Annotated in this window: 20 protein-coding genes; 8 read left to right on the top strand and 12 right to left on the bottom strand. The window is 72.8% G+C overall.

The features are described from left to right. Window positions 1-112: 112 nt before the first annotated feature. A complete protein-coding gene (locus tag ACZ4SF_RS26960) occupies window positions 113-877 on the top strand; it encodes a L,D-transpeptidase family protein (RefSeq protein ID WP_468388941.1) in 765 nt (254 codons plus the stop codon). 44 nt (window positions 878-921) lie between these two features. Here ACZ4SF_RS26960 and ACZ4SF_RS26955 read toward each other — a convergent pair whose 3' ends face one another. Next, the gene (locus ACZ4SF_RS26955; RefSeq protein ID WP_468388939.1) at window positions 922-2,844 is read right to left on the bottom strand and encodes an N-acetylmuramoyl-L-alanine amidase; all 1,923 of its coding nucleotides are present in this window, start codon (window positions 2,842-2,844) and stop codon (window positions 922-924) included. A 247-nt stretch (window positions 2,845-3,091) separates the two neighbouring features. Further along, window positions 3,092-4,600, bottom strand: a complete 1,509-nt coding sequence (locus ACZ4SF_RS26950) for a M1 family metallopeptidase (RefSeq protein WP_468388937.1) — start codon at window positions 4,598-4,600, stop codon at window positions 3,092-3,094. 297 nt (window positions 4,601-4,897) lie between these two features. Here ACZ4SF_RS26950 and ACZ4SF_RS26945 point away from each other — a divergent pair, with 297 nt between their 5' ends. Then, a complete protein-coding gene (locus tag ACZ4SF_RS26945) occupies window positions 4,898-6,508 on the top strand; it encodes a peptide-N4-asparagine amidase (protein WP_468388936.1) in 1,611 nt (536 codons plus the stop codon). 62 nt (window positions 6,509-6,570) lie between these two features. Here ACZ4SF_RS26945 and ACZ4SF_RS26940 read toward each other — a convergent pair whose 3' ends face one another. Then, window positions 6,571-7,020: a MarR family winged helix-turn-helix transcriptional regulator gene (locus tag ACZ4SF_RS26940; protein WP_468388935.1), complete on the bottom strand. Its 450-nt coding sequence runs from the start codon at window positions 7,018-7,020 to the stop codon at window positions 6,571-6,573. 112 nt (window positions 7,021-7,132) lie between these two features. Between ACZ4SF_RS26940 and ACZ4SF_RS26935 the strand changes: the two genes are divergently transcribed. Then, window positions 7,133-8,935, top strand: coding sequence for an ABC transporter ATP-binding protein (locus ACZ4SF_RS26935; protein ID WP_468388933.1), 1,803 nt, complete (start codon window positions 7,133-7,135; stop codon window positions 8,933-8,935). Window positions 8,936-8,978: 43 nt separating this feature from the next. Continuing rightward, on the top strand, window positions 8,979-9,875 hold the full coding sequence (gene mltG / locus ACZ4SF_RS26930; RefSeq protein WP_468388931.1) for an endolytic transglycosylase MltG: 897 nt from the start codon (window positions 8,979-8,981) through the stop codon (window positions 9,873-9,875). Between the two features lie 11 nt (window positions 9,876-9,886). Here the strand turns inward: mltG and ACZ4SF_RS26925 are convergent, their stop codons facing one another. Beyond that, window positions 9,887-10,963: an NAD(P)-binding domain-containing protein gene (locus tag ACZ4SF_RS26925; protein WP_468388929.1), complete on the bottom strand. Its 1,077-nt coding sequence runs from the start codon at window positions 10,961-10,963 to the stop codon at window positions 9,887-9,889. A gap of 272 nt (window positions 10,964-11,235) precedes the next feature. Here ACZ4SF_RS26925 and ACZ4SF_RS26920 point away from each other — a divergent pair, with 272 nt between their 5' ends. Then, window positions 11,236-11,658: a secondary thiamine-phosphate synthase enzyme YjbQ gene (locus ACZ4SF_RS26920; RefSeq protein WP_468388927.1), complete on the top strand. Its 423-nt coding sequence runs from the start codon at window positions 11,236-11,238 to the stop codon at window positions 11,656-11,658. A 115-nt stretch (window positions 11,659-11,773) separates the two neighbouring features. Here ACZ4SF_RS26920 and ACZ4SF_RS26915 read toward each other — a convergent pair whose 3' ends face one another. Further along, window positions 11,774-12,589: a helix-turn-helix transcriptional regulator gene (locus tag ACZ4SF_RS26915; RefSeq protein WP_468388925.1), complete on the bottom strand. Its 816-nt coding sequence runs from the start codon at window positions 12,587-12,589 to the stop codon at window positions 11,774-11,776. A 282-nt stretch (window positions 12,590-12,871) separates the two neighbouring features. Further along, window positions 12,872-13,273 carry a DUF5997 family protein gene (locus tag ACZ4SF_RS26910; RefSeq protein WP_468388923.1) on the bottom strand — a complete coding sequence of 134 codons (402 nt, stop codon included), beginning with the start codon at window positions 13,271-13,273 and terminating at the stop codon, window positions 12,872-12,874. Window positions 13,274-13,552: 279 nt separating this feature from the next. Here ACZ4SF_RS26910 and ACZ4SF_RS26905 point away from each other — a divergent pair, with 279 nt between their 5' ends. Further along, complete coding sequence (locus ACZ4SF_RS26905) at window positions 13,553-14,365, top strand: LysR family substrate-binding domain-containing protein (RefSeq protein WP_468388921.1); 813 nt, start codon at window positions 13,553-13,555, stop codon at window positions 14,363-14,365. A 339-nt stretch (window positions 14,366-14,704) separates the two neighbouring features. On the opposite strand, the gene ACZ4SF_RS26900 is transcribed toward ACZ4SF_RS26905, so the two are convergent. The 3 genes from ACZ4SF_RS26900 to ACZ4SF_RS26890 all read right to left on the bottom strand — a co-directional run bounded on the left by ACZ4SF_RS26900 (window position 14,705) and on the right by ACZ4SF_RS26890 (window position 17,604). Beyond that, window positions 14,705-16,204, bottom strand: coding sequence for an MFS transporter (locus ACZ4SF_RS26900; RefSeq protein WP_468388919.1), 1,500 nt, complete (start codon window positions 16,202-16,204; stop codon window positions 14,705-14,707). Between the two features lie 204 nt (window positions 16,205-16,408). Next, window positions 16,409-17,107, bottom strand: coding sequence for an HAD family hydrolase (locus ACZ4SF_RS26895; protein WP_468388917.1), 699 nt, complete (start codon window positions 17,105-17,107; stop codon window positions 16,409-16,411). A 20-nt stretch (window positions 17,108-17,127) separates the two neighbouring features. Next, window positions 17,128-17,604, bottom strand: a complete 477-nt coding sequence (locus ACZ4SF_RS26890) for an Lrp/AsnC family transcriptional regulator (RefSeq protein ID WP_468388915.1) — start codon at window positions 17,602-17,604, stop codon at window positions 17,128-17,130. Window positions 17,605-17,834: 230 nt separating this feature from the next. Between ACZ4SF_RS26890 and ACZ4SF_RS26885 the strand changes: the two genes are divergently transcribed. Together ACZ4SF_RS26885 and ACZ4SF_RS26880 are read left to right on the top strand one after the other, a co-directional pair. Beyond that, window positions 17,835-19,325, top strand: a complete 1,491-nt coding sequence (locus ACZ4SF_RS26885; RefSeq protein WP_468388913.1) for an FUSC family protein — start codon at window positions 17,835-17,837, stop codon at window positions 19,323-19,325. Window positions 19,326-19,740: 415 nt separating this feature from the next. After that, entirely contained in the window at window positions 19,741-20,778 is a 1,038-nt protein-coding gene (locus tag ACZ4SF_RS26880; RefSeq protein WP_468388911.1) for a lactonase family protein, read from the top strand. A gap of 79 nt (window positions 20,779-20,857) precedes the next feature. On the opposite strand, the gene ACZ4SF_RS26875 is transcribed toward ACZ4SF_RS26880, so the two are convergent. From ACZ4SF_RS26875 to ACZ4SF_RS26865, 3 genes are all read right to left on the bottom strand, one after another. Further along, entirely contained in the window at window positions 20,858-21,784 is a 927-nt protein-coding gene (locus ACZ4SF_RS26875) for a sirohydrochlorin chelatase (RefSeq protein ID WP_468388909.1), read from the bottom strand. A gap of 163 nt (window positions 21,785-21,947) precedes the next feature. Next, window positions 21,948-22,922, bottom strand: coding sequence for an N-acetylglucosamine kinase (locus ACZ4SF_RS26870; RefSeq protein WP_468388907.1), 975 nt, complete (start codon window positions 22,920-22,922; stop codon window positions 21,948-21,950). After that, window positions 22,919-23,596, bottom strand: coding sequence for a uracil-DNA glycosylase (locus ACZ4SF_RS26865; RefSeq protein ID WP_468388905.1), 678 nt, complete (start codon window positions 23,594-23,596; stop codon window positions 22,919-22,921). The genes ACZ4SF_RS26870 and ACZ4SF_RS26865 overlap by 4 nt, the downstream gene beginning before the upstream one ends. Between the last annotated feature and the right edge of the window lie 24 nt (window positions 23,597-23,620).

The following is a 23,620-nucleotide window of genomic DNA, read 5'->3' as shown; positions in this document are numbered from 1 at the left end:
GGCCATGGTCCCGTCACCTCCGCCGGTCAAGTGCCGCGTGACCGCGTCACCCGGCCGGGCGATTGCCCGGAAGGCTGCACAATGCGCCGGTTCGCGATGTCACCATGGGCGGGTGCAGATCGACAGTGTGCGGCGCACGACGGTCGTGGTGGCGGCCTTCGGTGCCCTCCTCGCAACGCTCTCCGCCTGCGGCACCGCCGCCCCCGGCCCCGCCCGCAGCCACGCGGCGCAGGGCGCCCACGGTCAGGGTGCGCAGAGACCCGCCCCGTCGTCCGCACCCACGACCGGCCCGACCCGCATCCCGGGCGTCGGTCCCCGCCTGCACCGGAGGATCCCCGCCGACTCCCGCCAGGTCGTGGCCGTGTACGGCAGGAACGAGCACTCGGCCGACTCCAGGGTCGTGCTGTACCTGCGGCAGGGCGCCCACTGGCGTCCGGCGGGCAGCTGGCCCGCCCACAACGGACGCAACGGCTGGACCACGGACCACCACGAGGGCGACCGACGCAGCCCGGTGGGCGTGTTCACGCTCTCCGACGCGGGCGGTGTGCTCGCCGACCCGGGCACCAGGCTGCCCTACGACCGGGACGAGGGTGCCTACGCACCTCCGCCCCAGTGGGACGCGGCGCACCAGCACGACTTCGACTACGTCATCGCCATCGACTACAACCGGGTCAAGGGCACTGCGCCGAAGGACACCACGCGCCCCTGGGGTGCGGACAGGGGCGGCGGCATCTGGTTGCACATGGACCACGGCAGCGGCACCTCGGCCTGCGTCAGCGTCTCCAGACAGGCCATGGAGTCGCTGCTGCGCACACTCGACCCGGCTCGCGATCCGGTCGTGGTCATGGGAGACAGGGCGGCCCTGGCGGCGGGATGACGGCGCAGTGCCGCAGTCCCACCCCCCTTCACCGGGGCGCGGTGTCAGTGCACGGCCGGGCCGGCCTCGTGTCCCGGCGCGCCTGCCGCGGCGCTGGACGAGTCCACCACGTCCACGTCGCTCGCCCGGACGTACGCGAGCCGGTGGCCGAACTGGATCTCGTAGTACGTCTCCCGGCCCCACACCACCGGGTTGGGCGCCTCGCTGAACGACTTGGGGGTGTAGGAGCTGCCGACGCCGGACTGCGTGACGTACCGCTGGCCCGCCAGGAGGCTGTACGGGAGCGGCGACTCGGTCGGCTCCTCCACGTCGTCCGGGTAGGCGTCCTCCTCCGGAAGGGCGCGGCCGTACACCGGGATCTCGTCCAGGCCTTCCTTCGGCGTGACCATGCGCCCGGCCGCACCGACGGCGGTCGGCTGGGTCCTCGGATTCTTGAACCACGCCTTGTGGCCCTGGAACCAGATCGCCGTCCAGTCACCGCTGCGGTCGGCGACGGCGAAGGTCTGGCCGGCGGAGACACGCGACCCCAGGTCGTTGACGTCCACCGTGGAGTCTTCACCGTCCGGCTTTCGCCCGGGGTCCTGGATCAGCGGGGCCTTCTCGTCCGGTCGGGTGTACAGGCGGACGGCACTGGAGCCGTGCGGCCGACAGGGGGTACCGTTTCCGCCGCACCCCGTGAACGCGGGCTTGTTCTTGCCGTAGTCCGGCAGGATGGTCACCATGTCGCTGTCCGCACCCGCGGTGGCCCGCAGTGGCGCGCCGAGCAGGTCGAAGTAGTGCCGCCAGTCCCAGAAGGGGCCCGGGTCGTCGTGCATGTCGGGGATGCTGTCGGAGGTCGGAGCGGGCACGTTGTCGTGGCCGAAGATGTGCTGCCGGTCGAGCGGGACGCCGTACTTCTTCGCCAGGTACCGCACCAGGCGTGCCGAGGACTGGTACATCCGCTCCGAGTACCAGGTGCCGGGCTGCGTCAGGAACCCCTCGTGCTCGATGCCGATGGAGCGGGCGTTCACGAACTGGCTGCCGGAGTGCCAGGCCTCGTCCTTCGTCCTGACGTGCTGGGTGACGTGGCCGTCGCTGGAGCGGATCGAGTAGTGCCACGAGGACTCCGTCGGATCCTGCACCGTCTGGAGCATGCTCGGCAGCTCCGCCTCGGTGTCGTGGATGACGATGTACTCGATCGGCTGGTCCCTGGGCCGGTCGGCCAGGTCGTGGTTGCCGTAATCGCCGTCGTCGATCTCCTCGTACGGCGCGCCGAGCCAGTCACAGGCCAGTTCGGCCGGGCACTCGACGTCCTTCGGCCGCTGCGGGCCGGCGGTTCTGTGGTGCGGCCGCACGCCGGGTGCGGCGGGAAGACTGACGTCCTGGCCCTCGGCGGTGGTGCGGTGCGCTCCCCGGCGGATCAGGGCGAAGACGTCGTCGGCGTACGACGCGGCCGCCGCGACGTCACGGGTGCCCGGGAAGTGCGCCACCGCTTCCCACCAGTCCGCCGGGTCGTCGCTGATGGGGTTGCCGAGCTGCCGTTGCGTGGCCGCGAGCAGTGCCGCGCCGCCGCGCACGTTGGCGACGGCGTCCGTGCGCAGACGTCCGGCCGGGGCGTCGATGAGCCGTGCCGCGTGCTGCAGGTCCGCGGGCTGTACCGCGCGCCCGGCCGAGGTGCCCGCCGTGTGCTCCGCGGACGACCCAGCCGCCCCCGCGCGCGGCTGGGCGGGCCGGTCGGGCGCCTCGGCCGGGACGCGATCGGTGTCCACCAGGTGCATGGGCCCGAAGCCGCCCGCGACGCTGGGGGCGCCGGGGTGGGTGTCCCAGCGCGACTGCATGTACGACACGCTCAGGAGGACACTGCGGGGCACGTGGAACTCGCGCGCTGCGTTCGTGAAGGCGTCCTGCAGACGCCGGTCCGCCGCGTCGTCGGTGCCGGACATCGGGAGGATCAGCAGCGGTGGCAGCAGAGCCGCCGTCGCGATCAAGCACGCCGTCCGGCGGCACCTCCGGACCCCGTCCGGGACATACGCAGAAACATTTCTTCTCATCGCGGAGGCTCTCCCAACCACGCTCGTCGCAACCAGGACAAAGGAGTTGTTCGTAAGGCCACCCCCCGTACGTTTCCGTGCCTCGCGCGCCACCGCGTGGCGAGCGTCACCGGGGTGGACCAGCGGTCCCGTAGAGGCCACCCGGTCGGCGGCAGTGACTCCGCCTCCCGGGGCACCGCCGGGCTCAGTCCTCGACCGGGTCCACCCGCCAGCCGGGACGACCCGGCATGGGCGGGGTGTGCGCGCCGTACAGCCACGGCTTCAGAAACGGCGTCAGGTCCTCGCCCGCGATCCGGGAGGCGAGCGCGACGAAGTCCGCGGTGCCGGCCGTACGCCCCCGGTACCGGGTCACCCAGGCCCGCTCGATCCGGTCGAAGGTCTCCGCGCCGACCTTCTCCCGCAGCGCGAACAGCACCAGCGCCGAGCCGTCGTAGCGCATCACCTTGAACAGGGTCTCCTCGGTGGGTTCGGCGGGTGCGCCTTCGTCGTGACGCCACTGGTCGTGCTGCTCGTACGCCGCGCGCATCGCGTCCTCGAAGCTGTCGCCGCCGTGCGCGTCGGAGTACAGCCGTTCGTAGTAGCGCGCGTGACCTTCGCTCAGCCACAGGTCGGACCAGCGCCGGATGGCGACGCTGTCGCCCGTCCAATGGTGCGTCAGCTCATGGACGAGGTTGCGTTCGGCGTCGACCCGCTCGCCCAGCAGGTCGTCCCGCGGCACGACGGAGAGCGACTGCGTCTCCAGCGCCACCGGCAGGTCGGTGTCCCCGACCAGCACGCCGTAGCGACGGAAGGGGTACGGGCCGAGCCGCTGTTCCAGCCAGGCCAGGTGCTCCGGGGTGAGCGAGCGGTACGCCTCGGTGTCCGCGACCAGGCCGTCCGGGACCACGTCCCGGACGGGCAGCCCGCGCGGGCCCCTGCTGTCGACGAACGTGAACCTCCCGATCGCCATCTGGACCAGTTGCGCCGCGATGGGCTGCTCGGAGTCGTACGTCCACCGGGTGCGGCCGTCGGGTCGCCGGTCGGTGCCGACGAGCCGGCCGTTGGCCACCGCGCGGAGCCCGGCGGGTGTGGTGATGCGGAAGGTGACCGGCGCCCGCAGGCTCGGATGGTCGTTCGCCGGGAAGACCATGCGGGCGCCGTCGGGCTGCGCGCAGACGATGGTGCCGTCGGCCGTGGGCACCCAGCCGTAGTCCTGGATCGCGTCGTCACGGTGCCGCCCCTGGGTCGGGTCGGCGGTGTAGGTGACGCGGACCGTGAACGTGCCGCCCCGGGGGATCGGGTTCGCGGGAGTGACGACGAGTTCGTCGCCGTCGCGTACGGCGGTGGCCGGTGCGCCGTCGACGGTGACCCGGTGCAGGGTGTTGCCCGCGAAGTCGAGGTCGAATCGGGACAGGGCCTGTGTGGCGGTGGCACTGATGGTGGCGCCGGCCGCGAAGGGTGTCCGTGGTGCCTGCCAGTCGAAGTCGAGTGTGTAACGGCGGACGGTGTAGCCGCCGTTGCCGGCGAGCGGCATGAGGGGGTCGCCGATGCCCCGTGCGCCGGGGGACGGGTGCGCGCCGGCCGGCGCGGCCGAGGAGCCGGGGGCGGGGGAGCCGTGCTCCGCGGGCGGACCCGCGCCGGCGAACAGGGCGTCGGTGATGAGTGCGACGACTCCGGTGCAGGCGAGGACGAGGACCGCGCGACCGGTGCGCACGACGGGGTGGTGGCGCCGAGGCCGGGGCTCCGGGTGCGTGGTGCGCGAGAACGGCGCCTTCACCGGAGGGCCCCGTGGGTGTCGCGGGATCGGCGAACCAGGCTCTCGGCCGTGCGCCCGGCCGGTCTGCCGGCGGTCATGATCTCCATGTCGGCACTATGCCAGTAAGATCCGTTTATAACACTAAATGTTCCTACGTTGGGGCGGGTGCGGGACCGGGTGGCGGCCGCCCGGATCGCGCCGATCTGCCCGAGGCGTCATTGCGGGACCGCTTCGTCTCCTCGTAGAACACCGGCCATGAGAAGACGGATAGTCATGTCCATGCTCGCCGGGGCGACCCTTCTGGCGGGCACATTCTTCGGTGCGGGGACGCCGGCCGCACGAGCCGCCGACGCACCGGCCGAGTTCGGCACCGACTGGCACGACCCGGTGACCGCGGCGCCGCCCGTCGACCGGCCGCACACCAGGTCGTGCCAGGTCACCCTCGCCGACGCCCGGTTCCGCGACTTCACGCCCTACCGGGGCACGTACGCACCCCCGGACGGCTGCGGTGACCGCTGGAGCAAGGTCGTCCTGCGCCTCGACGGCAAGGTGAAGGGCCGTCAGTACGACCGGCTCGGCTACCTGCACGTCGGCGGGGTCGAGGTCCTGCGCACCTCCACGCCGGAGCCCTCGCCCGACGGCATCGAGTGGCACGTCGAGAAGGACGTCACCCGCTACAGCGACACCTTCCGCAGTCCCCAGGACGTCGAGATGCTGATCGGCAACGTCGTGGACGACACATACACAGGTGTCATCGACGTGCATGTCACCCTCACCTTCTACGCCGGCCGTCCCGCAGCCCCCGCCCCCGACCGTGTCCTCACCCTCGCCGACACGCCCGACGGCACGACCCTGACCACCCCGCGCAACAGCGAGCGGATCGTCGCCGAGGTGTACGCGACCGGATCGGGCGGCGGCTGCGAGGAGTTCTGGTACCTGACCGTGCCCGACCCGGCGCCCTACTCCTGCAAGGCCGACCACGGCCCCTACCGCGAGGTTCAGATCAAGGTCGACGGACAACTCGCCGGCATCGCCGCGCCGTTCCCGAACGTGTGGACGGGCGGCTGGTCCAACCCCTTCCTCTGGTACGTCGTCCCGGCGCCCCGCGCCTTCGACGTCCGGCCCGTCGAGTACGACCTCACGCCCTTCGCCGGCCTGCTCAACGACGGCCGTCCGCATCGTGTCGAGGTGGCCGTCGCGGGCGTGCCCGCAGGGCAGCCGGGCTGGAGCACACCGGTGAACGTACTGGTCTGGCGGGACGCGCACCGCGCCCACGTCACCGGCGCGCTCACCGCGGCCGAGGCGAGCGGCCTCGCCAACTCCTCCGCCTACACGCCCGGTGCCGAGAACCGCGTGGACACCGAGGCGGGCCATCGGCTCACCGTGTCCGGATACCTCGACACCTCGCACGGCCGCGTGACCACCACCGTCACCCGTACGCTCGCCCACACCTCCGTGCACCGCTGGACCGACGGCGAGAACACGGACGGACTCGACGCGACCTGGACCGATGACCAGAGCGTCACCGTCGGCGGACACGGCCCCGCACGGTCGACGCGCACGCACCGGACGTACACCGTCGACGGCGCCATCACCCTCGGCGCCGACAGCCGGCTGCGCACCGTGCTCACCCTCGGCGACCGCGCGTCGGTGGTGGCCCGCGAGGGCGGCCGGCGCACCGCCTGGTCGCGGCTCGACGACACCTACCGTGGCGACGCCGCGTACACGGTCGACGTCCCGCGTGACCAGCGGCATGCGGTCGGCACCTCGACCGAGCGCTACCGCCTGCTCGGCTCGGACGGCTGTCACGACCGTTCGCTGACCACCGTTCAGGGGATGCTGACGCAGGACCACAGCCGCTGCTGAGGCCGGCGGTGCGACAGGCGCGGCCCCCCGCTCCGGCTTCGGGAGCGGGGGGCCGTCGGCTTTCAGCAGCGGGTGGCGGCATCCCCGTCGATCAGCGTGTCCAGCAGGACCCCGAGAACCTGGCGCTCCTTCTCGGTCAGGGGAGCGAGCATCTCCTCGGCCGCCGAGCGGCGTGCGGTGCGCAGTTCCCGCAGTGTCGCGCGCCCCTCGTCCGTCAGCTCGATCCGGGTCACACGCCGGTTGGCGGGATCCGGCACCCGCCGCACCTTCCCGCTCGCCTCCAGCCCGTCGACCAGCGTGGTCACCGCACGGGGCACGACCTCCAGGCGCTCGGCGAGATCGGCCATCCGCGGCGGTGTGTCGTAGTGCGCCAGAGTGCGCAGCAGCCGGGACTGGGCCGGGGTGACGCCCAGGTCGCGCTGTTCCAGATGGCGTTTCTGGATGCGGTGCACCCGGCGGGTGAGCCGTAGCAACTGCTCGGCGAGCAGGCCGTCGGGATCGGGGATGGTCATGCGGGAACAATATCAGGATGCCGTTCATTGTGAGTATAGGTAACAATGAGCTATGATCCGTTCCCTCATCGTCGGCACCTCCGGCCGGCGCCCGCACATCTCGTAGGAGCCCATGCACCCCGACCGTGAACCCTCCTGGACCCCGCCTGCCGGTGCGGCCGAACAGCCCCGGCAGGTGCGCCGCATCCTGAAACTCTTCCGGCCCTACCGCGGGCGGCTCGCGATCGTCGGCCTTCTGGTCGGTGCCTCGTCGCTGGTCTCGGTGGCCACGCCCTTCCTGCTCAAGGAGACGCTCGACGTCGCGATCCCCCAGGGCCGTACGGGCCTGCTGAGCCTGCTGGCGCTCGGCATGGTCCTCAGTGCCGTCCTGGCCGGTGTCTTCGGCGTGCTGCAGACCCTGATCTCGACGACCGTCGGCCAGCGCGTCATGCACGACCTGCGCACCTCGGTCTACGGCCGCCTGCAGCGGATGTCGCTCGCCTTCTTCACCCGGACGCGCACCGGCGAGGTGCAGTCCCGCATCGCCAACGACATCGGCGGCATGCAGGCCACCGTCACCTCCACGGCCACCTCCCTGGTGTCCAACGCCACGAGCGTGGTCGCCACGATCGTTGCGATGGTCGCCCTCGACTGGCGGCTCACCATCGTCTCGCTGCTCCTGCTCCCGGTGTTCGTGTGGATCAGCCGCCGCGTCGGCAACGAACGCAAGAAGATCACCACAGAGCGGCAGAAGCAGATGGCCGCGATGGCGGCCACGGTCACCGAGTCGCTCTCGGTCAGCGGCATCCTGCTCGGCCGCACCATGGGCCGATCGGACTCGCTCACCGCCTCGTTCGCCCAGGAGTCCGAGCGCCTGGTCGGCCTGGAAGTGAAGTCGAACATGGCCGGACGCTGGCGGATGGCCGTCATCGCGATCGTCATGGCCGCGATGCCGGCGGTCATCTACTGGACCGCGGGCCTCGCCCTCCGGTTCGGCGGCCCCGAGGTCTCCCTCGGCACCATCGTCGCCTTCGTCTCGCTCCAGCAGGGCCTGTTCCGTCCGGCTGTGAGCCTGCTCGCCACCGGCGTCCAGATCCAGACCTCGCTCGCGCTCTTCCAGCGCATCTTCGAGTACCTGGACCTGCCGGTCGACATCACCGAGCGCGAGCAGCCCGTCCGCCTGGACCAGGTGAAGGGCGAAGTCGGCTTCGAAACCGTCACGTTCCGGTACGACGACAAGGGCGGTCCCGTCCTTGACGGGATCGACGTCACCGTGCCCGCCGGCGGCAGCCTCGCCGTGGTCGGCCCGACCGGCGCCGGCAAGTCCACGCTCGGCTACCTGGTGCCACGCCTGTACGACGTCACCGGCGGCCGCGTCACCCTCGACGGAGTCGACGTCCGTGACCTCGACTTCGACACCCTCGCCCGTGCGGTCGGCGTCGTCTCGCAGGAGACGTACCTCTTCCACGCCTCCGTCGCCGAGAACCTCCGCTTCGCCAAGCCGGACGCCACCGACGGCGAACTGCAGGCGGCGGCCAGGGCGGCGCAGATACACGAGCACATCGCCGCGCTGCCCGACGGCTACGACACGATCGTCGGCGAACGCGGGCACCGCTTCTCCGGCGGCGAGAAACAGCGCCTGGCGATAGCCCGCACCATCCTGCGCGACCCGCCGGTCCTCATCCTCGACGAGGCGACCAGCGCGCTCGACAACCGTACGGAAGCCGCCGTCCAGGAGGCCATCGACGCCCTGTCGGCCGACCGCACGACGATCACCATCGCCCACCGGCTGTCGACGATCCGCAGTGCCGACCAGATCGTGGTCCTGGACTCCGGACAGGTCGCAGAACGCGGCACGCACGAGGAACTGCTGGCGCTGGACGCCCGGTACGCGGCCCTGGTGCGCCGGGACGCGCAACTGCAACCGACAAACTGAAAAGATACCGGGTTTGTGACGATATGCGTATTACCGTGCCCGCATGCAGATGAACATTCCGTCACGGAGAAGGACCCGACTGACACGCCGGGGCAGACTCGCCCTCGTCGTGACCGGCGCCGTCGTGGCCGCTGCCGCCGTGGCGGTGCCGCTGCTGACCCTGACGCGCGGCCACCTGGAAGGGAAGCCCGCCACGCTGGTCATCCCGGAAGGCTGGCGTGCGAGCCAGGTCTACGACGCGATCGACAAAGCCCTGAAGGTGCCCCCGGGCAGCACCCTCAAATCCCTCGGCAAGGCGGCACTCAAACTGCCCAACGAGGCCGGGGGAAACCCCGAGGGCTATCTCTTCCCGGCCACTTATCCGATCCGACCAGGGGCCACCCCCGAGTCCGTGCTGCGATCCATGGTCGACACCGCCATGGACAAGTTCAACGGCGCGCCGGTCGCGGCCGGGGCGCAGCGCAACGCGGTGAACGTCTACCAGGCCGTCACCATCGCCAGCATCGTCCAGGCGGAGGTCGCGACCAAGTCGGACATGGGCAAGGCCGCGCGCGTCGTGTTCAACCGGCTCGAACGCGGGATGCCCTTGCAGATGGACGCGACCATCAATTACGCGATGAACCGCAACACCGTCCACACCAGGCTGAGCGACATCCAGATCGAGAGCCCTTACAACTCCTACGAGCGCACGGGCCTCCCGCCCACCCCGATCGCCAACCCCGGCGAGGACGCGATGCGCGCCGCCCTCAACCCGACACCCGGCGACTGGCTGTACTTCGTCACGGTCAAGCCCGGCGACACGCGCTTCACCGCGGACTACGCCGAACACATGCGCAATGTGGCGGAGTTCAACGCCCTGTACCCGAGCGCCGCCACGGCGCAGCCCCCGAGCCGGAGTCCGGTGCAGTCCCCGGCCGCCGATCAGCCGGTGGTCCGCTGAGCCCACGGGACTCACGCGGCGACGGACTCCCCGGTCAGCAGCCGTCTGATGTCCCGGACGGCCGCGCGCCCGGCCCGGTTGGCGCCGATGGTGCTTGCCGAGGGGCCGTAGCCGACCAGGTGGATCCGCGGATCGGCGACCGCGCGGGTGCCCTCGACCTGGATGCCGCCGCCCGGCTCGCGCAGCCGCAGCGGAGCGAGATGGTCGAGCGCGGCCCGGAAGCCGGTCGCCCACAGGATCACGTCGGCGTCCACGTGCCGCCCCTCCCGCCATTCCACGCCGGCCGGAGTGATCCGGTCGAACATGGGCCACCGGTCCAGGACCCCGTCCGCCAGACCCTGCCGGACGGCGTCGTTCAGGGGAAGTCCGGTGACCGAGACGACACTGCGCGGCGGCAGCCCCTGCCGCACCCGCTCCTCCACCAGCGCGACCGCCGCGCGGCCCGCCTCCTGGTCGAACGGTCCCTCGCGGAAGACCGGAGGCCGCCGGGTGACCCAGGTGGTCGAGGCCGCATACGGCGCCAGTTCCAGCAGATGCTGCGTGCCCGAGGCGCCACCGCCCACCACCACGACCCGCTGCCCGGCGAACTCCTCGGGCCCCGCGTACTGCGCGGTGTGCAGCTGCCGCCCGCGGAAAGTCTCCTGTCCCGGGTAGCGCGGCCAGAACGGCCGGTCCCAGGTGCCGGTCGCGTTGATCAGCGCCCGCGCCGACCAGTCGCCGTCCGAGGTCTCCACGAGCAGCCGCCCGTCCTCGCCCTCGCGTACCGCCCGCACATCCACGGGCCGCCTCACCCGCAGGCCGAAGGCGCGCTCGTACCGGTCGAAGTACTCCCGCACGACGTCCGCCGAGGGGCGGTCCGGGTCGGCGTCCGTCAGTTCCATGCCGGGCAGCGCGTGCATGCCGTGCACCTTGCCGAAGGTCAGCGAGGGCCACCGGAACTGCCAGGCGCCGCCCGGCCCGGGGGAGTGGTCGAGGACCACGAAGTCGCGGTCCGGCTCGAAGCCGGTGCGCCGCAGGTGATAGGCGGCGGCCAGACCGGCCTGACCGGCGCCGGTGACGACGACCTCGACCTCACGTGTTTCGTTCACGATTCCACCAACAGGAAGCCTCCGGTGGATCTTCCCGGCTGCTCGGCGCCGCAGGCCGCAGTCGGCGCGCCCGCCGCTGTGAGCGCACATCCCGGTCCACCGTGAAGGCAGCGGGACGGCGGCCGTGCCGTCTACGTCTCGCCTCGTGGAGCGCGTATCGGACGTCTCGCCCCGTGGAGCGCGTATCGGACGTCTCGCCATGTGGACCGCGTGTATCGGACGTCGGTGGTGCCGCCGTGTGTGGAAACCGGCGTATGGGTCAGGATGAGGGCATGTCCGATGCCTTCACCACGCGCATGCTGCACGTCTCGACGGGTTCCAGGGAACGCGTCGTCGACCTCACCGACGACTGCGAGGAGTTCCTGCGGCAGGTGGCGGCCGGCCGTGACGGCCTGCTCAACATCTTCGTCCCGCACGCCACGGCCGGAATCGCCGTCATCGAGACGGGTTCCGGCAGCGACGACGACCTCCTCGCGGCGCTGCACACCCTGCTCCCCGCCGACGACCGCTGGCAGCACCGGCACGGCACTCCCGGCCACGGCCGCGATCACGTCCTGCCTGCCATCGTCCCGCCGCACGCGACCCTTCCGGTGATCGGCGGGCGCCTGGAACTCGGCACCTGGCAGTCGGTGTGCCTGGTGGACACCAACAAGGACAACCCCGACCGCAGGGTGCGGCTGAGCTTCTTGGGCTGAACTGCGGGGGAGCCGCAGCCGGGATGCGATCAGTGAGGACAACCCCGACCGCAGGGTCCGGCTGAGCTTCCTCGGCTTGACTTCCGTCCGACGGTAGCCGCAGCCGCGGAGCTGATCAGTCGGTGGGGACCGCCCCGGGCCCGGCCGGTCGGGGCGGCGGCATCAACCCGAGCTGCTGGGCGCGCAGCACCGCACCGACGCGGTCGCGGGTGCCCAGCTTGCGGTAGATGTTCTCCACGTGCTTGTGCACGGTACGGACCGAGATGCCGAGGCGGCGGCCGATGGTGGCGGCGGTGAGCGCGTCGCCGAGCAGCAGCAGGACGGCGGTCTCCCGCGGGGTCAGCGCGCAGTCCGCCGCCCGCTGGTCCGGTGCCGCGGCCGGGCCGAGCGCCCGCCGCCACTCCTCCAGCAGCTGCCGCTGCCGCTCGACGGCGGCCAGCAGCGGCTGCGCGTGCCCGGCCAGCGTCAGGTGGTCGTCGCTGAAGTCCGTACCGGCACGGTAGACGAGGCAGCCGGTGATCGGGGTGGTGCTTCCCGGGAGCGGTACGCCCAGCACGTGGTCGACGTCGAGGGCCTCGCCGAGCAGGCGTGCCGTCGGGCTGCCCGGCCAGTCGCGGCCCACCGCACGGTGCGCGGTGACCGGCGCCCGGCCGGTTCCGGCCGCATAGTGGCGGGCGAAGGGGAAACCGGCGCGGAGCAGACTCAGGCCGGCGTCCCCGAGCCGGGCCAGCTCCGCCGCGGCGGCGTCCGGCACCGCACCGATCGTGCCCTGGTTCTCGCTCCAGTCGTCCAGCTTGTGGATGACCGCGTCACCGCCGCACAGATCCGCGAGCGTGCCGGCCAGCAACGGCCAGAGCCGCTCGGGGTCCCGTTCGTGCAGCGCGGCCACGGCCACCGCCGTCATGCGTTCGTAGGCCTTGTCCAGCCGCACGTGTCCCTCTCCGGTCGGCCTGTGTGTCCGGTCCCCGTCGGCGTACGTACTTGTACGCATACCCATGCGGTCCCCGGCTGTCGCACACTTCAACCGGCGACACCGGCCTGCTCGGACGCATGGCGTCCGACAGGCCGCCGGCACGGGGGAACGGCGGCCCGTCCGGTGTCGCCGGCCTGCGCCCCTCACGTGGGCCCCGGCCGGGCGACGGTCGCCGCCGCGCCGACAATGGACGACGCCCTCGGCGGAGCCGGAGGGCGTCGTGGACGAACGGGCGGGAGATCAGCCGCGCTCGGCGTCGCCGTTCTCCTGCTCCCTCTTCAGGTTCTTGATCCGCGCGGCTTCCTTGCGGACCTCGGCCTGAGTGGCGCGCTCCTTCTCCAGCCACTCGGGCTGCTCCTGCTTGAGCGCCTCGATCTGCTCGGTGGTCAGCGGCTCGGTGACCCCGCCGCGGGCCAGGCCCGCGATGGACACGCCCAGCTTGGCGGCGACCACCGGGCGCGGGTGGGGACCGTTGAGCCGCAGCTCGCGCAGCCACTCCGGCGGGTTGGCCTGCAGTTCGTTCAGCTCGGCGCGCGACACCACACCCTCCTGGAACGAGGCGGGGGTGGCGGGGAGGTACACACCCAGCTTCTTCGCCGCGGTAGCGGGCTTCATCGTCTGGGTGCTCTGCTGCGACTTCATGACGTCAAGGGTATCGGCCGGGTGCGCGGGGGCCGACCACAGCCGACGAGAGAGGCCGGCCACGCCAGGTGACGGACGGACCTGCTCCGCTCGGGGACGGACGGACCTGCCACGTCCGGTGACCGGAGGACTGTGAAGACCGGTGGCGGATGGCTCCGCGGCGGCCGGTGCGGGATGGCCCGCGTCGGCCGGTGCGGGATGGCCCGCGTCGGCCGGTGAGGGAGGGCTTTGCGGCGGCCGGTGACGGGAGGGCTTCGCGGCGGCCGGTAACCTGGCCTGGTGACAGGCTCGGAGGAATCAACGTCGTTCCGGCTCGCGTACGTTCCCGGAGTGACGCCCGCCAAGTGGGTGAAGATCTGGAACGAGCGCCTGCCCGACATCCCGCTCGCCCTCGTCCAGGTCCAGGCCGCCGAGGCGCCCGAGGTCCTGCGCGCGGGTGAAGCCGACGCGGGCCTGGTCCGGCTGCCCGTCGACCGCACGTACTTCAGCGCGATCCCGCTGTACACCGAGGCTTCCGTGGTCATCGTCCCCAAGGACCACGTGATCACGGCAGCCGACGAGGTGACCCTGGCCGACCTCGCCGACGAGGTGCTCTTCCACCCTCTCGACGACGTCTTCGACTGGGCGGCCCCGCCGGGTGAACCGGCCTTCGAGCGGCCCGCCACGACTCCGGACGCGATCGAGCTGGTGGCGGCCGACGTCGGCCTCCTGGTCGTCCCGCAGTCACTGGCCCGCCTGTACCACCGCCGGGACCTCACCTACCGCCCGGTCGTCGACGCGCCCCAGTCCAGCGTCGCCCTGTCCTGGCCGGAGGAGGCCACCACCGACCTGGTGGAGGACTTCATCGGCATCGTCCGCGGACGCACCGTCAACAGCACCCGGGGCCGTACGACGGCGAAACCCGCGGCTGCCGAGAAGAGCAAGGGCTCCGACGGGGGCGGCAAGCGGCAGACACCGGCGGCGAAGGCGCAGTCCAAGTCGTCGGCGAAGTCGTCCGCAAAGCCGGCGAGCCGCACGGCACGCGGTGCTCGCACCGGCGCGGGCAAGCCCGCCAAGCCGGCCAAGCGGGGGAAGCCGCGCCGGAGGTCCTGAGACGAGCGGTCGTCGAAGCGTGAGGCCGGACGACACATGACGTCGGTCGAGACGTGACGCCGGTCGAGACGTGACGTCGGTCGAGACGTGACGTCGGTCGAGACGTGACGTCGGTCGAGACGTGACGCCGGCCGACATGTGGCGTCGGACGACATGTGGCGTCGGACGAGACATGACACCGGTCGGTACGTGACGTCGGACCAGACACGACGCCGGACGCGGCGCGAGGCCGGGCGGACATGACACCGGACGTTGGCTTGACGCCGGACGAGCCGGAAGGCCGGCCCGTCCCTACTCACGCGCCGGGCCGCCCCTTCTCACGCGCCGGCCCGTCCCTTGTCACGCGCCGGGTCGCGCTCGCTCCTCCGCGCTGCCCTCTCCCCAGCCCCGTCCCACCGTCTCCGTGGCCTTCTCGGATTCGGGACGCAGCCGGCGGTCCCGCATGTCCGCGACCGCCAGCACGAGCGCGACCACGATGATCCCCACGGCGGACAGCAGCCCCAGCTGCATCGCCGTGTCGGTGCGGCCGTGGTTGGCGAGGTGAGCGAAGTAGACCGAGCCCACCACCGCGATCCCGGCCGCCGAGCCGACGCGCTGGCCGGTCTGAAGGACGCCCCCGGCCGCTCCCGCACGGCGTACGGGGACACGGGTGAGCGTGAGGGTGGTGTTCGGGGAGACGGTCAGGCCGGAGCCGATGCCTCCCACGAGCAGCGGCAGCGCCGACGCCCAGCCCAGGTTCTGCCCCGGCACCAACTCCACCGCCAGGACCAGCCCGAGCAGCCCCAAGGCCACGCCGGCCAGGCCGGCGACGACCAGCTTGCGGCCGAAGCGCACCACCAGCCGGCCGCCGGCGGCGGCTCCGACCGCGGATGCCGCCGCGAAGGGCAGGACCGTGAGGCCCGACGCCAGCGCGCTGTATCCCACGCCGTTCTGCAGGTACAGCGCGAAGAGGAAGAAGACGGTGGTGAATCCGGCGAAGTAGGCGAAGCTGATCAGCGCGCCGAGCGTGAACGAGCGCAGGGAGAACAGCCCCAGATCCACCAGCGGAGCGCGCCCGAGCAGTCCCTGCCGTTTCTCCCAGGCCCAGAACGCGCCCAGCAGCACCACGGCCAGCGGCAGCAGCGCCCACTTCTCCCGTCCGGTCCACTGCTGCTCCTGCACCAGGGGCAGCATGAGCGCGAGCACGCCCGAACCGAGGAGCAGCACCCCGAACAGGTCGAACTCCTCGTGCCGTCCCGTCGCCGGGAAGCGGGGCAGCAGCCGGAGTCCCGCGGCGAACGCGGCCACCCCGATCGGCAGATTGACGAAGAACACCCAGCGCCAGCCGTCGTCGGTACCGGCGGCGTCGATCAGCAGGCCGCCGGCCAGGGGACCCGCCGCCGTCGACACCCCGATGACCGTGCCCAGCACCCCGAAGGCCTTGGCGCGTTCGTTGCCCTGGAACATCTGCTGGATCAGACCCGAGGTCTGCGGTGCGACCATGCCCGCCGCCGTGCCCTGGATCAGCCGGAACAGCACCAGCCAGGTGGGGCTGGCCGCGAGTCCACAGGCCAACGAGGCCACCGTGAAGAGGGCGAGCCCGAACAGGAAGGCCTGGCGCCGGCCGTGCATGTCGCCCAGCCGGCCGGCCGGGACCAGCGCGAGCCCGAAAGTCAGGGCGTACCCCGAGACCACCCACGACTGGGTCGCCTCGGAGGCCCCCAGCCCCCGCTCCAGCGAGGGCAGCGCCACATTCACGATCGAGGTGTCGAGGAGCGAGATGAATCCCGCTGCCAGACAGACCGCGAGCGCCTTCCACCGCCGTTCGTCGGGGGCGGGCCGGGCCTGATCTGTGCTCATGGGGGTCACGCTATGCAGTCATGGCTCCCCGCGCACGCGGAACCACCGTGGGTGACCCCGGAACGGCTCCCCGGCCGGCCCCGCCTCCAGGTTGACGAGGACCCTTCCGAGCCCTGGCACCATCGTCCCGCCGCCCGGACACGCCACTGTCCGGCGCCGGCGGACACGGGCACCGGCGACGGCGGCGACGGTCAGGGCGGCCGCTCAGCGGGCCGGGTCCGCCGCATCCCTCAGCCACGCATACGCCGACTGCGCCGTGAACTGCGACTGTCCGCCCCGCAGGAGCAGGGACGCCGTGGCGAATTCGGGGGCGTCGGCCTGGGCGGGGACGTACGGGACGGCGATGCAGCGCATTCCGGCCGCGTGGGCGGCGGCCGCGCCGGGGGCCGCGTCCTCCAGGACCACGCAGTCGGCCGGCGCCGCGCCGAGCCGGCGGGCCGCCGCCAGGAACACGTCGGGGGCGGGCTTGCCGCGGGGAACCTCGTCGGCCGAGACCACCGTGCGCAGGAAGGCATCGAGGCCGGTGCCCGCCAGGATCGCCTCGATGGCCTCCGGGGAGGAGCCCGAGGCCACCGCCATCGGTACGTTCTCGGCGGCGAGCAGTTCCACGAACTTCCGCATCTCGGGGTACGCGCGCGTGCCGGTGCGCGCCAGGTCCAGATAGCGCCGGTTCAGCGCGGCCAGCAGTGCGTCCGCCGAGATGTGAAGGCCGTAACGTGCCCGCCAGATCGCCACCGACTCCTGGGTGCTGATGCCGACGTAGCCCTCGTGGTCCGTCCAGGTGAAGTCCGGGACGCCGTGCTCGGCCAGGGTCTGCCGGCTGGCCTCGAAGTAGTTCGGCTCGCTGTCCACCAGCGTGCCGTCGAGATCGAAGACGACGGAGAGGGCACCGAGATCGCTCATGGCGTCCAGGATGCCAAGCGTCAGACGCGGGCCGCCCGGCCGACCGACTCCACCAGCGGCAGCAGCCGGAACGGGACGCGTTCGCGCAGCGCCACCTCCGTACGGGTGCGCACCACGCCCGGCAGGCTGATCAGCTTCTGGATGACGTCCTCCAGATGGGCGTTGTCCCGGCCGACCACCCGGGCGAGCATGTCCCCGCCGCCGGTGATCGAGAAGGCCTCCACGATCTCCGGTACGGCGGCCAGCGCGTCCCCGACGTCGTCCAGATGGCCCTGGGTGACCTCGATGTGCACGAACGCCAGCACCGGATGTCCCAGCGCGGCGGGCGAGAGGGAGGGGCCCGTACCGGTGATCACGCCGTCCCGTTCCATCCGGTCCAGCCGGGCCTGGAGCGTGCCGCGCGCGACCCCGAGGATGCGGGCGTACTCGCGCACGCTGGTGCGTGGCTGCTCCAGGAGCAGCCGCAGGATGCGGGTGTCGAGTTCGTCCACGGCCATGACATACGACTGTACCAATGGCTCAGGGTGCCAGCGGGCCGGTGTACCGCCCGACCTGGTCCGTTGGCATTCCGCTGGACGTACGGGAGCGATCGGAGCTGGGCCAATGGCACAGTGTTCCGGGCAGCACTTGAGCCAGTGACCTCGGTGATGCTCTCATGGACGCGTCGATGGCGCTGCGGATCCCGCGGCGCCTTTTCTGTGCCGGTGTTCCGCAGGGGAGGGCAGCAGTGCTGAAGAGGGTGTTCGTGGCTCCGGACCCGGGCCGGGCGCGGTTGCGCTTCGCCGCCCGGGCCGTCCTCGGCATCGGGGCGGCGGTCACGGTCTGCCTCCTGGCCGGACACTCCCTCGTCGGGGCTGTCACCGGCGGCCTCGCCGCGCTGCTCGCCCTGTTCACCGTCGCCGACCCGACTGTGCGCGGGCAGGCGGTCACCACCGCCCTGCTGCCCGTCGTGGGCTTGCCGGTGCTCGCCGCCGCGGCCGAGCTGCACGATCACCCCGTCGCGCGTGACCTGACCTTCCTGGCCGTCGTCGGCGCCGGCGTGTACGCACGCCGCTGGGGACCGCGGGGGCACAGCCTCGGCGTGTTCGCGTTCATGACGTTCTTCGTGGCGCAGTTCCTGCACGCCACGCCGGACCGGCTGCCCGAGCTGTACGCCGCTGTCCTGTTCTCCGTCCTCACCGCGGCCGCGGTGAGGTTCGGTGCGTGGTGCTACGAGCGCCGCATGCCGCCTGCGGCCGTGCCCGCCCCGCCTGCGGGGACCGGTCTTGCGCGGGTGACCACGCGGCAGGCCGTCGCGGCGACCGCCGGCGCCGGGTTCGCGCTCGTGGTCGGGCAACTGGTCTCGGGCCAGCGCTGGTACTGGGCCGTCGGCGCCACCTGGTGGATTTTCGTGAACACCGCCTCGCGCGGCGAGACACTGGTACGCGGCTTCCGCCGGGTCCTCGGCACCGTGATCGGCATCGGCCTCGGCTTTCTCGTCGCCGTCCCCGTGCACGGAGCACCCGTCCCCACGGCCGTCCTGGTGGCGCTCGCCGTCTTCGGCATCTTCTACACGGCCGCCGTCTCCTACACCTGGATGATGCTCTGGGTGACGCTGCTCGCCGAGCTTCTCTACGGCCTGCTCGGCGTACTCAGCCCCGGGCTGCTCGCGCTGCGGCTCGCCGAGACCGGGGTCGGCGCGCTCGGTGCCGCGCTCGCCGTGCTGTTCGTGCTGCCGGTCACCACCCACGCCACCACCGACGCCTGGATCCAGCGGGCCCTGCGCTGCGTGCACGCCTGCACGGCCGAGGCGGCGGCCCGTCTCGCCGGTTCCGCCACGGCCGACCCGGCGCCGCGCGTCGCCGAACTGGAGCAGCTGCTCGGCCGGGTCCGGCTCTCGGTGGCCCCGCTGGTGCACCCGCTGAACCCGATGCCGGCGCGCAAGGCGCGTGCCCGCCGCGTCCTGGCGCTGCTCGACGACTGCGCCCGCGAGATCCGGGGCCTGGTGGCCGTCGCCGCCGACCCGGAAGCCTCCCACGACGCCCGCCTCGCCGCCGCCTGCTGGCGCGTGGAGGCCGCCGTCGAGGCCCTCACCGCGGGCCGCACCGACCCCCTCCACCGCCCGGCCGAACCGCCCGCCGAGCCCGCCCTGGCCCACCTCCACGGCCTGGAACGCGCCCTCGCCGACCTCGCAGAGCCACTGCGGACACCGTCGGCCTCCCGGCCCGTGGAGGCTTGAGCCGGGGTGTCCGGCAGGGCCCGGGGGTTGTGCGCCGGGCTGGGCGCGTCCGCGGTTGCGCTGCGGACAGCGTCGGCCTTGGGGCCGGTGGAGGCTTGAGCCGGGGTGCCTGGCGGGGCCCGGGGGTGTGCCCCGGGCCGGCCGCATCACAGCGCCACTGAGGACCTCCGTTTCCCGTCCGTCGGGTCCTGGTTCTGCCGCCCTGCCCCGGCCCGTCCCGCGCCGGGCGCGGACGGATACCAGTCGCGCGGCCCGTCCCGCGCCGGGCGACCGGTGTCCGTCCGGAACCTGAGATCCGAGGAAAGAACCGCCTCGCCACCCACCCCTCTTGGTCTAGACCGCGGCTGATCGACTGCTACCGTCGGCCGCGGACCGGCTCGGCCGGCTCGATCGGCTCGACCGAGAGGGGACAGCGGTGGCACAGGACGGCAGGACGGGCAGGCGCCGGGCCTTCATCGGGTCGTTCACGGCGGCGGGCGGCCCCGGGCTCGTGACCGCGCAGGTCGTGCCGGGCGGCGGGGCCCTTGCCCTCGTCTCCGTCGTCCAGAGCGTTCCCGACCCCTCCTACCTGGCCCTGGCGCCGGACGGCCACATGCTCTACGCGGTCAGCGAGACGGCCGACGGAGCCGTCGCCGCCTACCGCGTCAACGGCCACCGTCCGGAACCCGCGGGCCCGCCCGTACCGGTGGAGGGCAGCGGCCCCACCCACCTCAGCCTGTACGCCGGGCATGTACTGACCGCCAACTACGGCTGCGGCAGCATCACCGCCGTGCCCGTGCGCCCGGACGGCACCCTCGCCACCAAGCCCTCCGGCCGGCTCCAGCACACCGGCTCGGGTCCGCACGACCGGCGCCAGCGCGGACCGCACGCCCACCAGGTGCAGCCCGACCCCAGCGGCCGGTGGGCCGTCAGCGTCGACCTCGGGACCGACTCGGTACGGGTGTGCACCCTCGCGGACGGCTCCCCCGTCGTGCACCGCGAGATGGCGCTGCGCCCCGGCTCCGGCCCCCGCCACCTGGCCTTCCATCCGGACGGCGAGCACGCCTACGTCGTCAACGAGCTGACCCCGACCGTGACGGTGTGCCGCTGGGACTCCGCGGCCGGCTCCCTGAAGCCGCTGACCGAGGTTCCCGTGCTGCACGGTGCCCCCGCCGGCGACGCCTACCCCTCGGGCATCGCCGTGTCGCCCGACGGCCGCTTCGTGTGGACGGCGACCCGAGGCGAGGACGTCCTGTCGGTACTCGCCGTCGAGGCGGGCGGACTGCGGCTCACCGGCACCGTGCCCTGCGGCGGGCGCTGGCCGCGCGCGCTGGCCCATCACGACGGCTTCCTCTACGCCGCCAACGAGCGCTCCGGCGACGTGACCTGGTTCGCCCTGGACGAGGCGACGGGCCTGCCGCGCTACGACGGCTCGGTGCGGGTCGCCGCGGCCTCCTGCGTCGTCTTCGGCTGAACCGGGCCGGCCCCGGGCAGGACGAAGGGCCCGCCCCCGGGACGGGAGCGGGCCCTGTGTCGTTCAGATGCCGGATGCGTCAGCGCACCGGAGTGCCCTGCGGCTGCTGCGGGGCGATGCCCAGCGCCGTCGTGTACTTGGCGAGGGTCAGCTTGCCGATCGCCGGGTACGCGCCGAGCGCCTCCGCCGTGGCACAGCCCGCCTCCGAAGCCGCCGCGGCCAGCAGCGCCGGGTCGATCTCCGGGCCGATCAGGTACGGCGCCAGGGCCAGCTGCTGCGAGCCCGAGGAACGCAGCTGGTCGGCCACGGAGGAGATGGAACCCTCCTGGTCCAGGGCTGCTGCCATCACCGGCACGGCCAGGCGCGCGGCGAGCAGCATGCCGGTGATCCCGGCCGCCTGCACGGCTTCCTCGCCGCCCACGGAGGCCAGGATGATGCCGTCAGCGGCGGTCGCCACGGTGAACAGCCGGGCGCGGTCGGCGCGGGCCAGGCTCGCCTCGGACAGCCGCACGTGCAGCGCCTCGGCGAGCAGCGGGTGCGGGCCGAGGACGTCGGTCAGTTCGGCGGCGACGCGGCTGTCCATCACGGCCTGACGGATCCGGCGCAGCAGTGCGCTGTCCGGGCCGGCCAGCAGCGGGACGACGACGGCGACCGGGCCGTCGGGCTCCCTGACTCCCTCGAACCCGGCGGCGACGGCCTGCTCGTAGCGGGCGGTGCGCTCCTCGGCGGTGCGCGCCAGCACGGAGCGGAGCGTGGGGAACTCGGTGTCGTCCCCGTCGAGGTACCCGATCCGGGCGTCCAGGCCGGGCAGCTCGGAGCGGGCGATGCTCACGACCTCCTCGGCGAGACTGCGCGTGGCGGCGCCGGGCGCGCCGGGCACCGCGAGGACGAGCGCGGGCGCGCCCTCGGGAGCCACCAGCGGCTCCGGGCGGCGGTGCCGTCCGGGCTGGCGGGGTCGCGGCATTCGTACGGGCAGGCCGGACGCGGGTCCAGTGGGGGAGCTCATGGCGCCGCATGTTACTGGTTTCGTGGGCTCCGCCGTTCGGGGAGGGTGCAGGTGAGCGGTTTCCGTCCGGTTTTGTCTGATGAGTTACGTACGGTTGGCACACGTTCCGGGTACGTGCTGCCGGCATGTGCCGGCGTCCGGCGGGAGCCACTTCCGTGCACTCTCAGTCACCCTGGACGTGGATCACGCAGAGCATCGCCGGCTCACCCGGCAGGGCGAGCCGCTGCGCCGCCAGCCCCTCCGCGATCCGGACCGCGCCGTGCAGCGGATCCCCCTCGGCCGGCACCTGCCGGGCGTGCGGCATCCGCCGCGCCAACTCCGCACGCAGCGGTACGAGGAGCGGGTCGCCCATCTTGAACAGGCCGCCGGTGAGGGCCACTTCCGGTGCGCCTGCGTCCGGGCACACGGCGGCAGCCGATTCGGCCATGTGCCGGGCCGCCGTGCGCAGGATGTCCGCGGCGACGGGGTCGTCCGCGGCGCATGCGGCCACCCGCGGTGCGAAGGAGGCCAGTACGGCGGCCCGGTCGGTGCGTGGGTAGAGTCGGCCGGGAAGGCCGTGCACCGGGCCGAACTGCTCCTCGGCGCAGGCCAGTAGGGGGCCGGAACCGCCGTCCCGGCCGTCGTGGGCGCGCAGTGCGGCCTCCAGGCCCGCCCGCCCGATCCAGGCACCGCTGCCGCAGTCGCCCAGCAGATGCCCCCAGCCGTCGGCCCGCCGCCAGCCGCTCAGGTCGGTGCCGACGGCGATCAGCCCGGTGCCCGCGGCCAGGACGGCGCCCGGACGCGGGCCGAGGGCACCGACGTACGCGGTCACCGCGTCGGCGGCGAGTGCCACGCTCCGCACGCCCAGCTCCCGGCCGAGGGCGCCGGGCAGTTCGGTGCGCAGGCCGTCGCCCAGGGTGGCGAACCCGGCGGCGCCGACCACGGCGGTTCCCAGCTCGTCCACCCCGGCCTCGGCGGCCAGACGGCGTGCCACCGGCACGAGTCGCTCCGTCAGGTGAGCGGGGTCGATGCCCTGCGCACCCGTACGGACCGGCTCCCGGGTCTCCCACTGGGCCGAGGGCTCCCGGCCCGGGACACCGACGGCGACCCGGAGGCCGGAACCGCCGGAGTCCACGGCGAGATACCCCGGTCCGGTCACGGCAGACGCCAGTCCACCGGCTGTCCGCCCTGCTGGATCAGCAGGTCGTTGGCCCGGCTGAACGGGCGCGAGCCGAAGAAGCCGTAGTCGGCCGATCTGGGCGAGGGGTGTGCCGACTCCACGGCCGGCAGGCGGCCGAGCAGCGGACGCAGATTGCGGGCCTCCCGGCCCCACAGGATGGAGACCAGTGGCTTTCCACGGGCTGCCAGGGCCCGGATCGCCTGCTCGGTGACCTCCTCCCAGCCCTTGTCACGGTGGGCGCCCGGACGGCGCGGAGCCACGGTGAGCGCCCTGTTGAGCAGCAGCACGCCCTGCTGCGTCCATGGCGTGAGGTCGCCGGTGGACGGCTGGGGCAGTCCCAGGTCGCTGTTCAGCTCGCGGAAGATGTTGATCAGGCTCGGCGGCAGCGGGCGCACCTCGGGCGCCACGGAGAACGACAGGCCCACCGCGTGCCCCGGGGTCGGATAAGGGTCCTGACCGACGATCAGGACCCGCGCCTCGTCGAAGGGTTGCTGGAAGGCCCGCAGGACGTTCGGTCCGGCCGGAAGGTAGGTGCGTCCCGCGGCGATCTCCGCACGCAGGAAGTCGCCCATCTCGGCGATCCGTCCGGCGACGGGTTCCAGGGCCTTCGCCCAGCCCGGTTCGACGATTTCATGCAAGGGTCGTGGTGCCACGGGCGTCACCCTACTGCCGTACGC

The organism is Streptomyces sp. NPDC027663, from assembly GCF_055566415.1.
The sequence above is the reverse complement of the archived record's forward strand: the minus strand, read 5'-3'. Positions and strand labels throughout refer to the sequence as shown.

Coding starts and splice junctions, on each gene's coding strand:
- ACZ4SF_RS26945 (WP_468388936.1), top strand. CDS start 4,898: ATGAGAAGACGGATAGTCATGTCCATGCTCGCCGGGGCGACCCTTCTG.
- ACZ4SF_RS26940 (WP_468388935.1), bottom strand. CDS start 7,020: ATGACCATCCCCGATCCCGACGGCCTGCTCGCCGAGCAGTTGCTACGG.
- ACZ4SF_RS26935 (WP_468388933.1), top strand. CDS start 7,133: ATGCACCCCGACCGTGAACCCTCCTGGACCCCGCCTGCCGGTGCGGCC.
- mltG (WP_468388931.1), top strand. CDS start 8,979: ATGCAGATGAACATTCCGTCACGGAGAAGGACCCGACTGACACGCCGG.
- ACZ4SF_RS26920 (WP_468388927.1), top strand. CDS start 11,236: ATGTCCGATGCCTTCACCACGCGCATGCTGCACGTCTCGACGGGTTCC.
- ACZ4SF_RS26910 (WP_468388923.1), bottom strand. CDS start 13,273: ATGAAGTCGCAGCAGAGCACCCAGACGATGAAGCCCGCTACCGCGGCG.
- ACZ4SF_RS26900 (WP_468388919.1), bottom strand. CDS start 16,204: ATGAGCACAGATCAGGCCCGGCCCGCCCCCGACGAACGGCGGTGGAAG.
- ACZ4SF_RS26895 (WP_468388917.1), bottom strand. CDS start 17,107: ATGAGCGATCTCGGTGCCCTCTCCGTCGTCTTCGATCTCGACGGCACG.
- ACZ4SF_RS26890 (WP_468388915.1), bottom strand. CDS start 17,604: ATGGCCGTGGACGAACTCGACACCCGCATCCTGCGGCTGCTCCTGGAG.
- ACZ4SF_RS26875 (WP_468388909.1), bottom strand. CDS start 21,784: ATGAGCTCCCCCACTGGACCCGCGTCCGGCCTGCCCGTACGAATGCCG.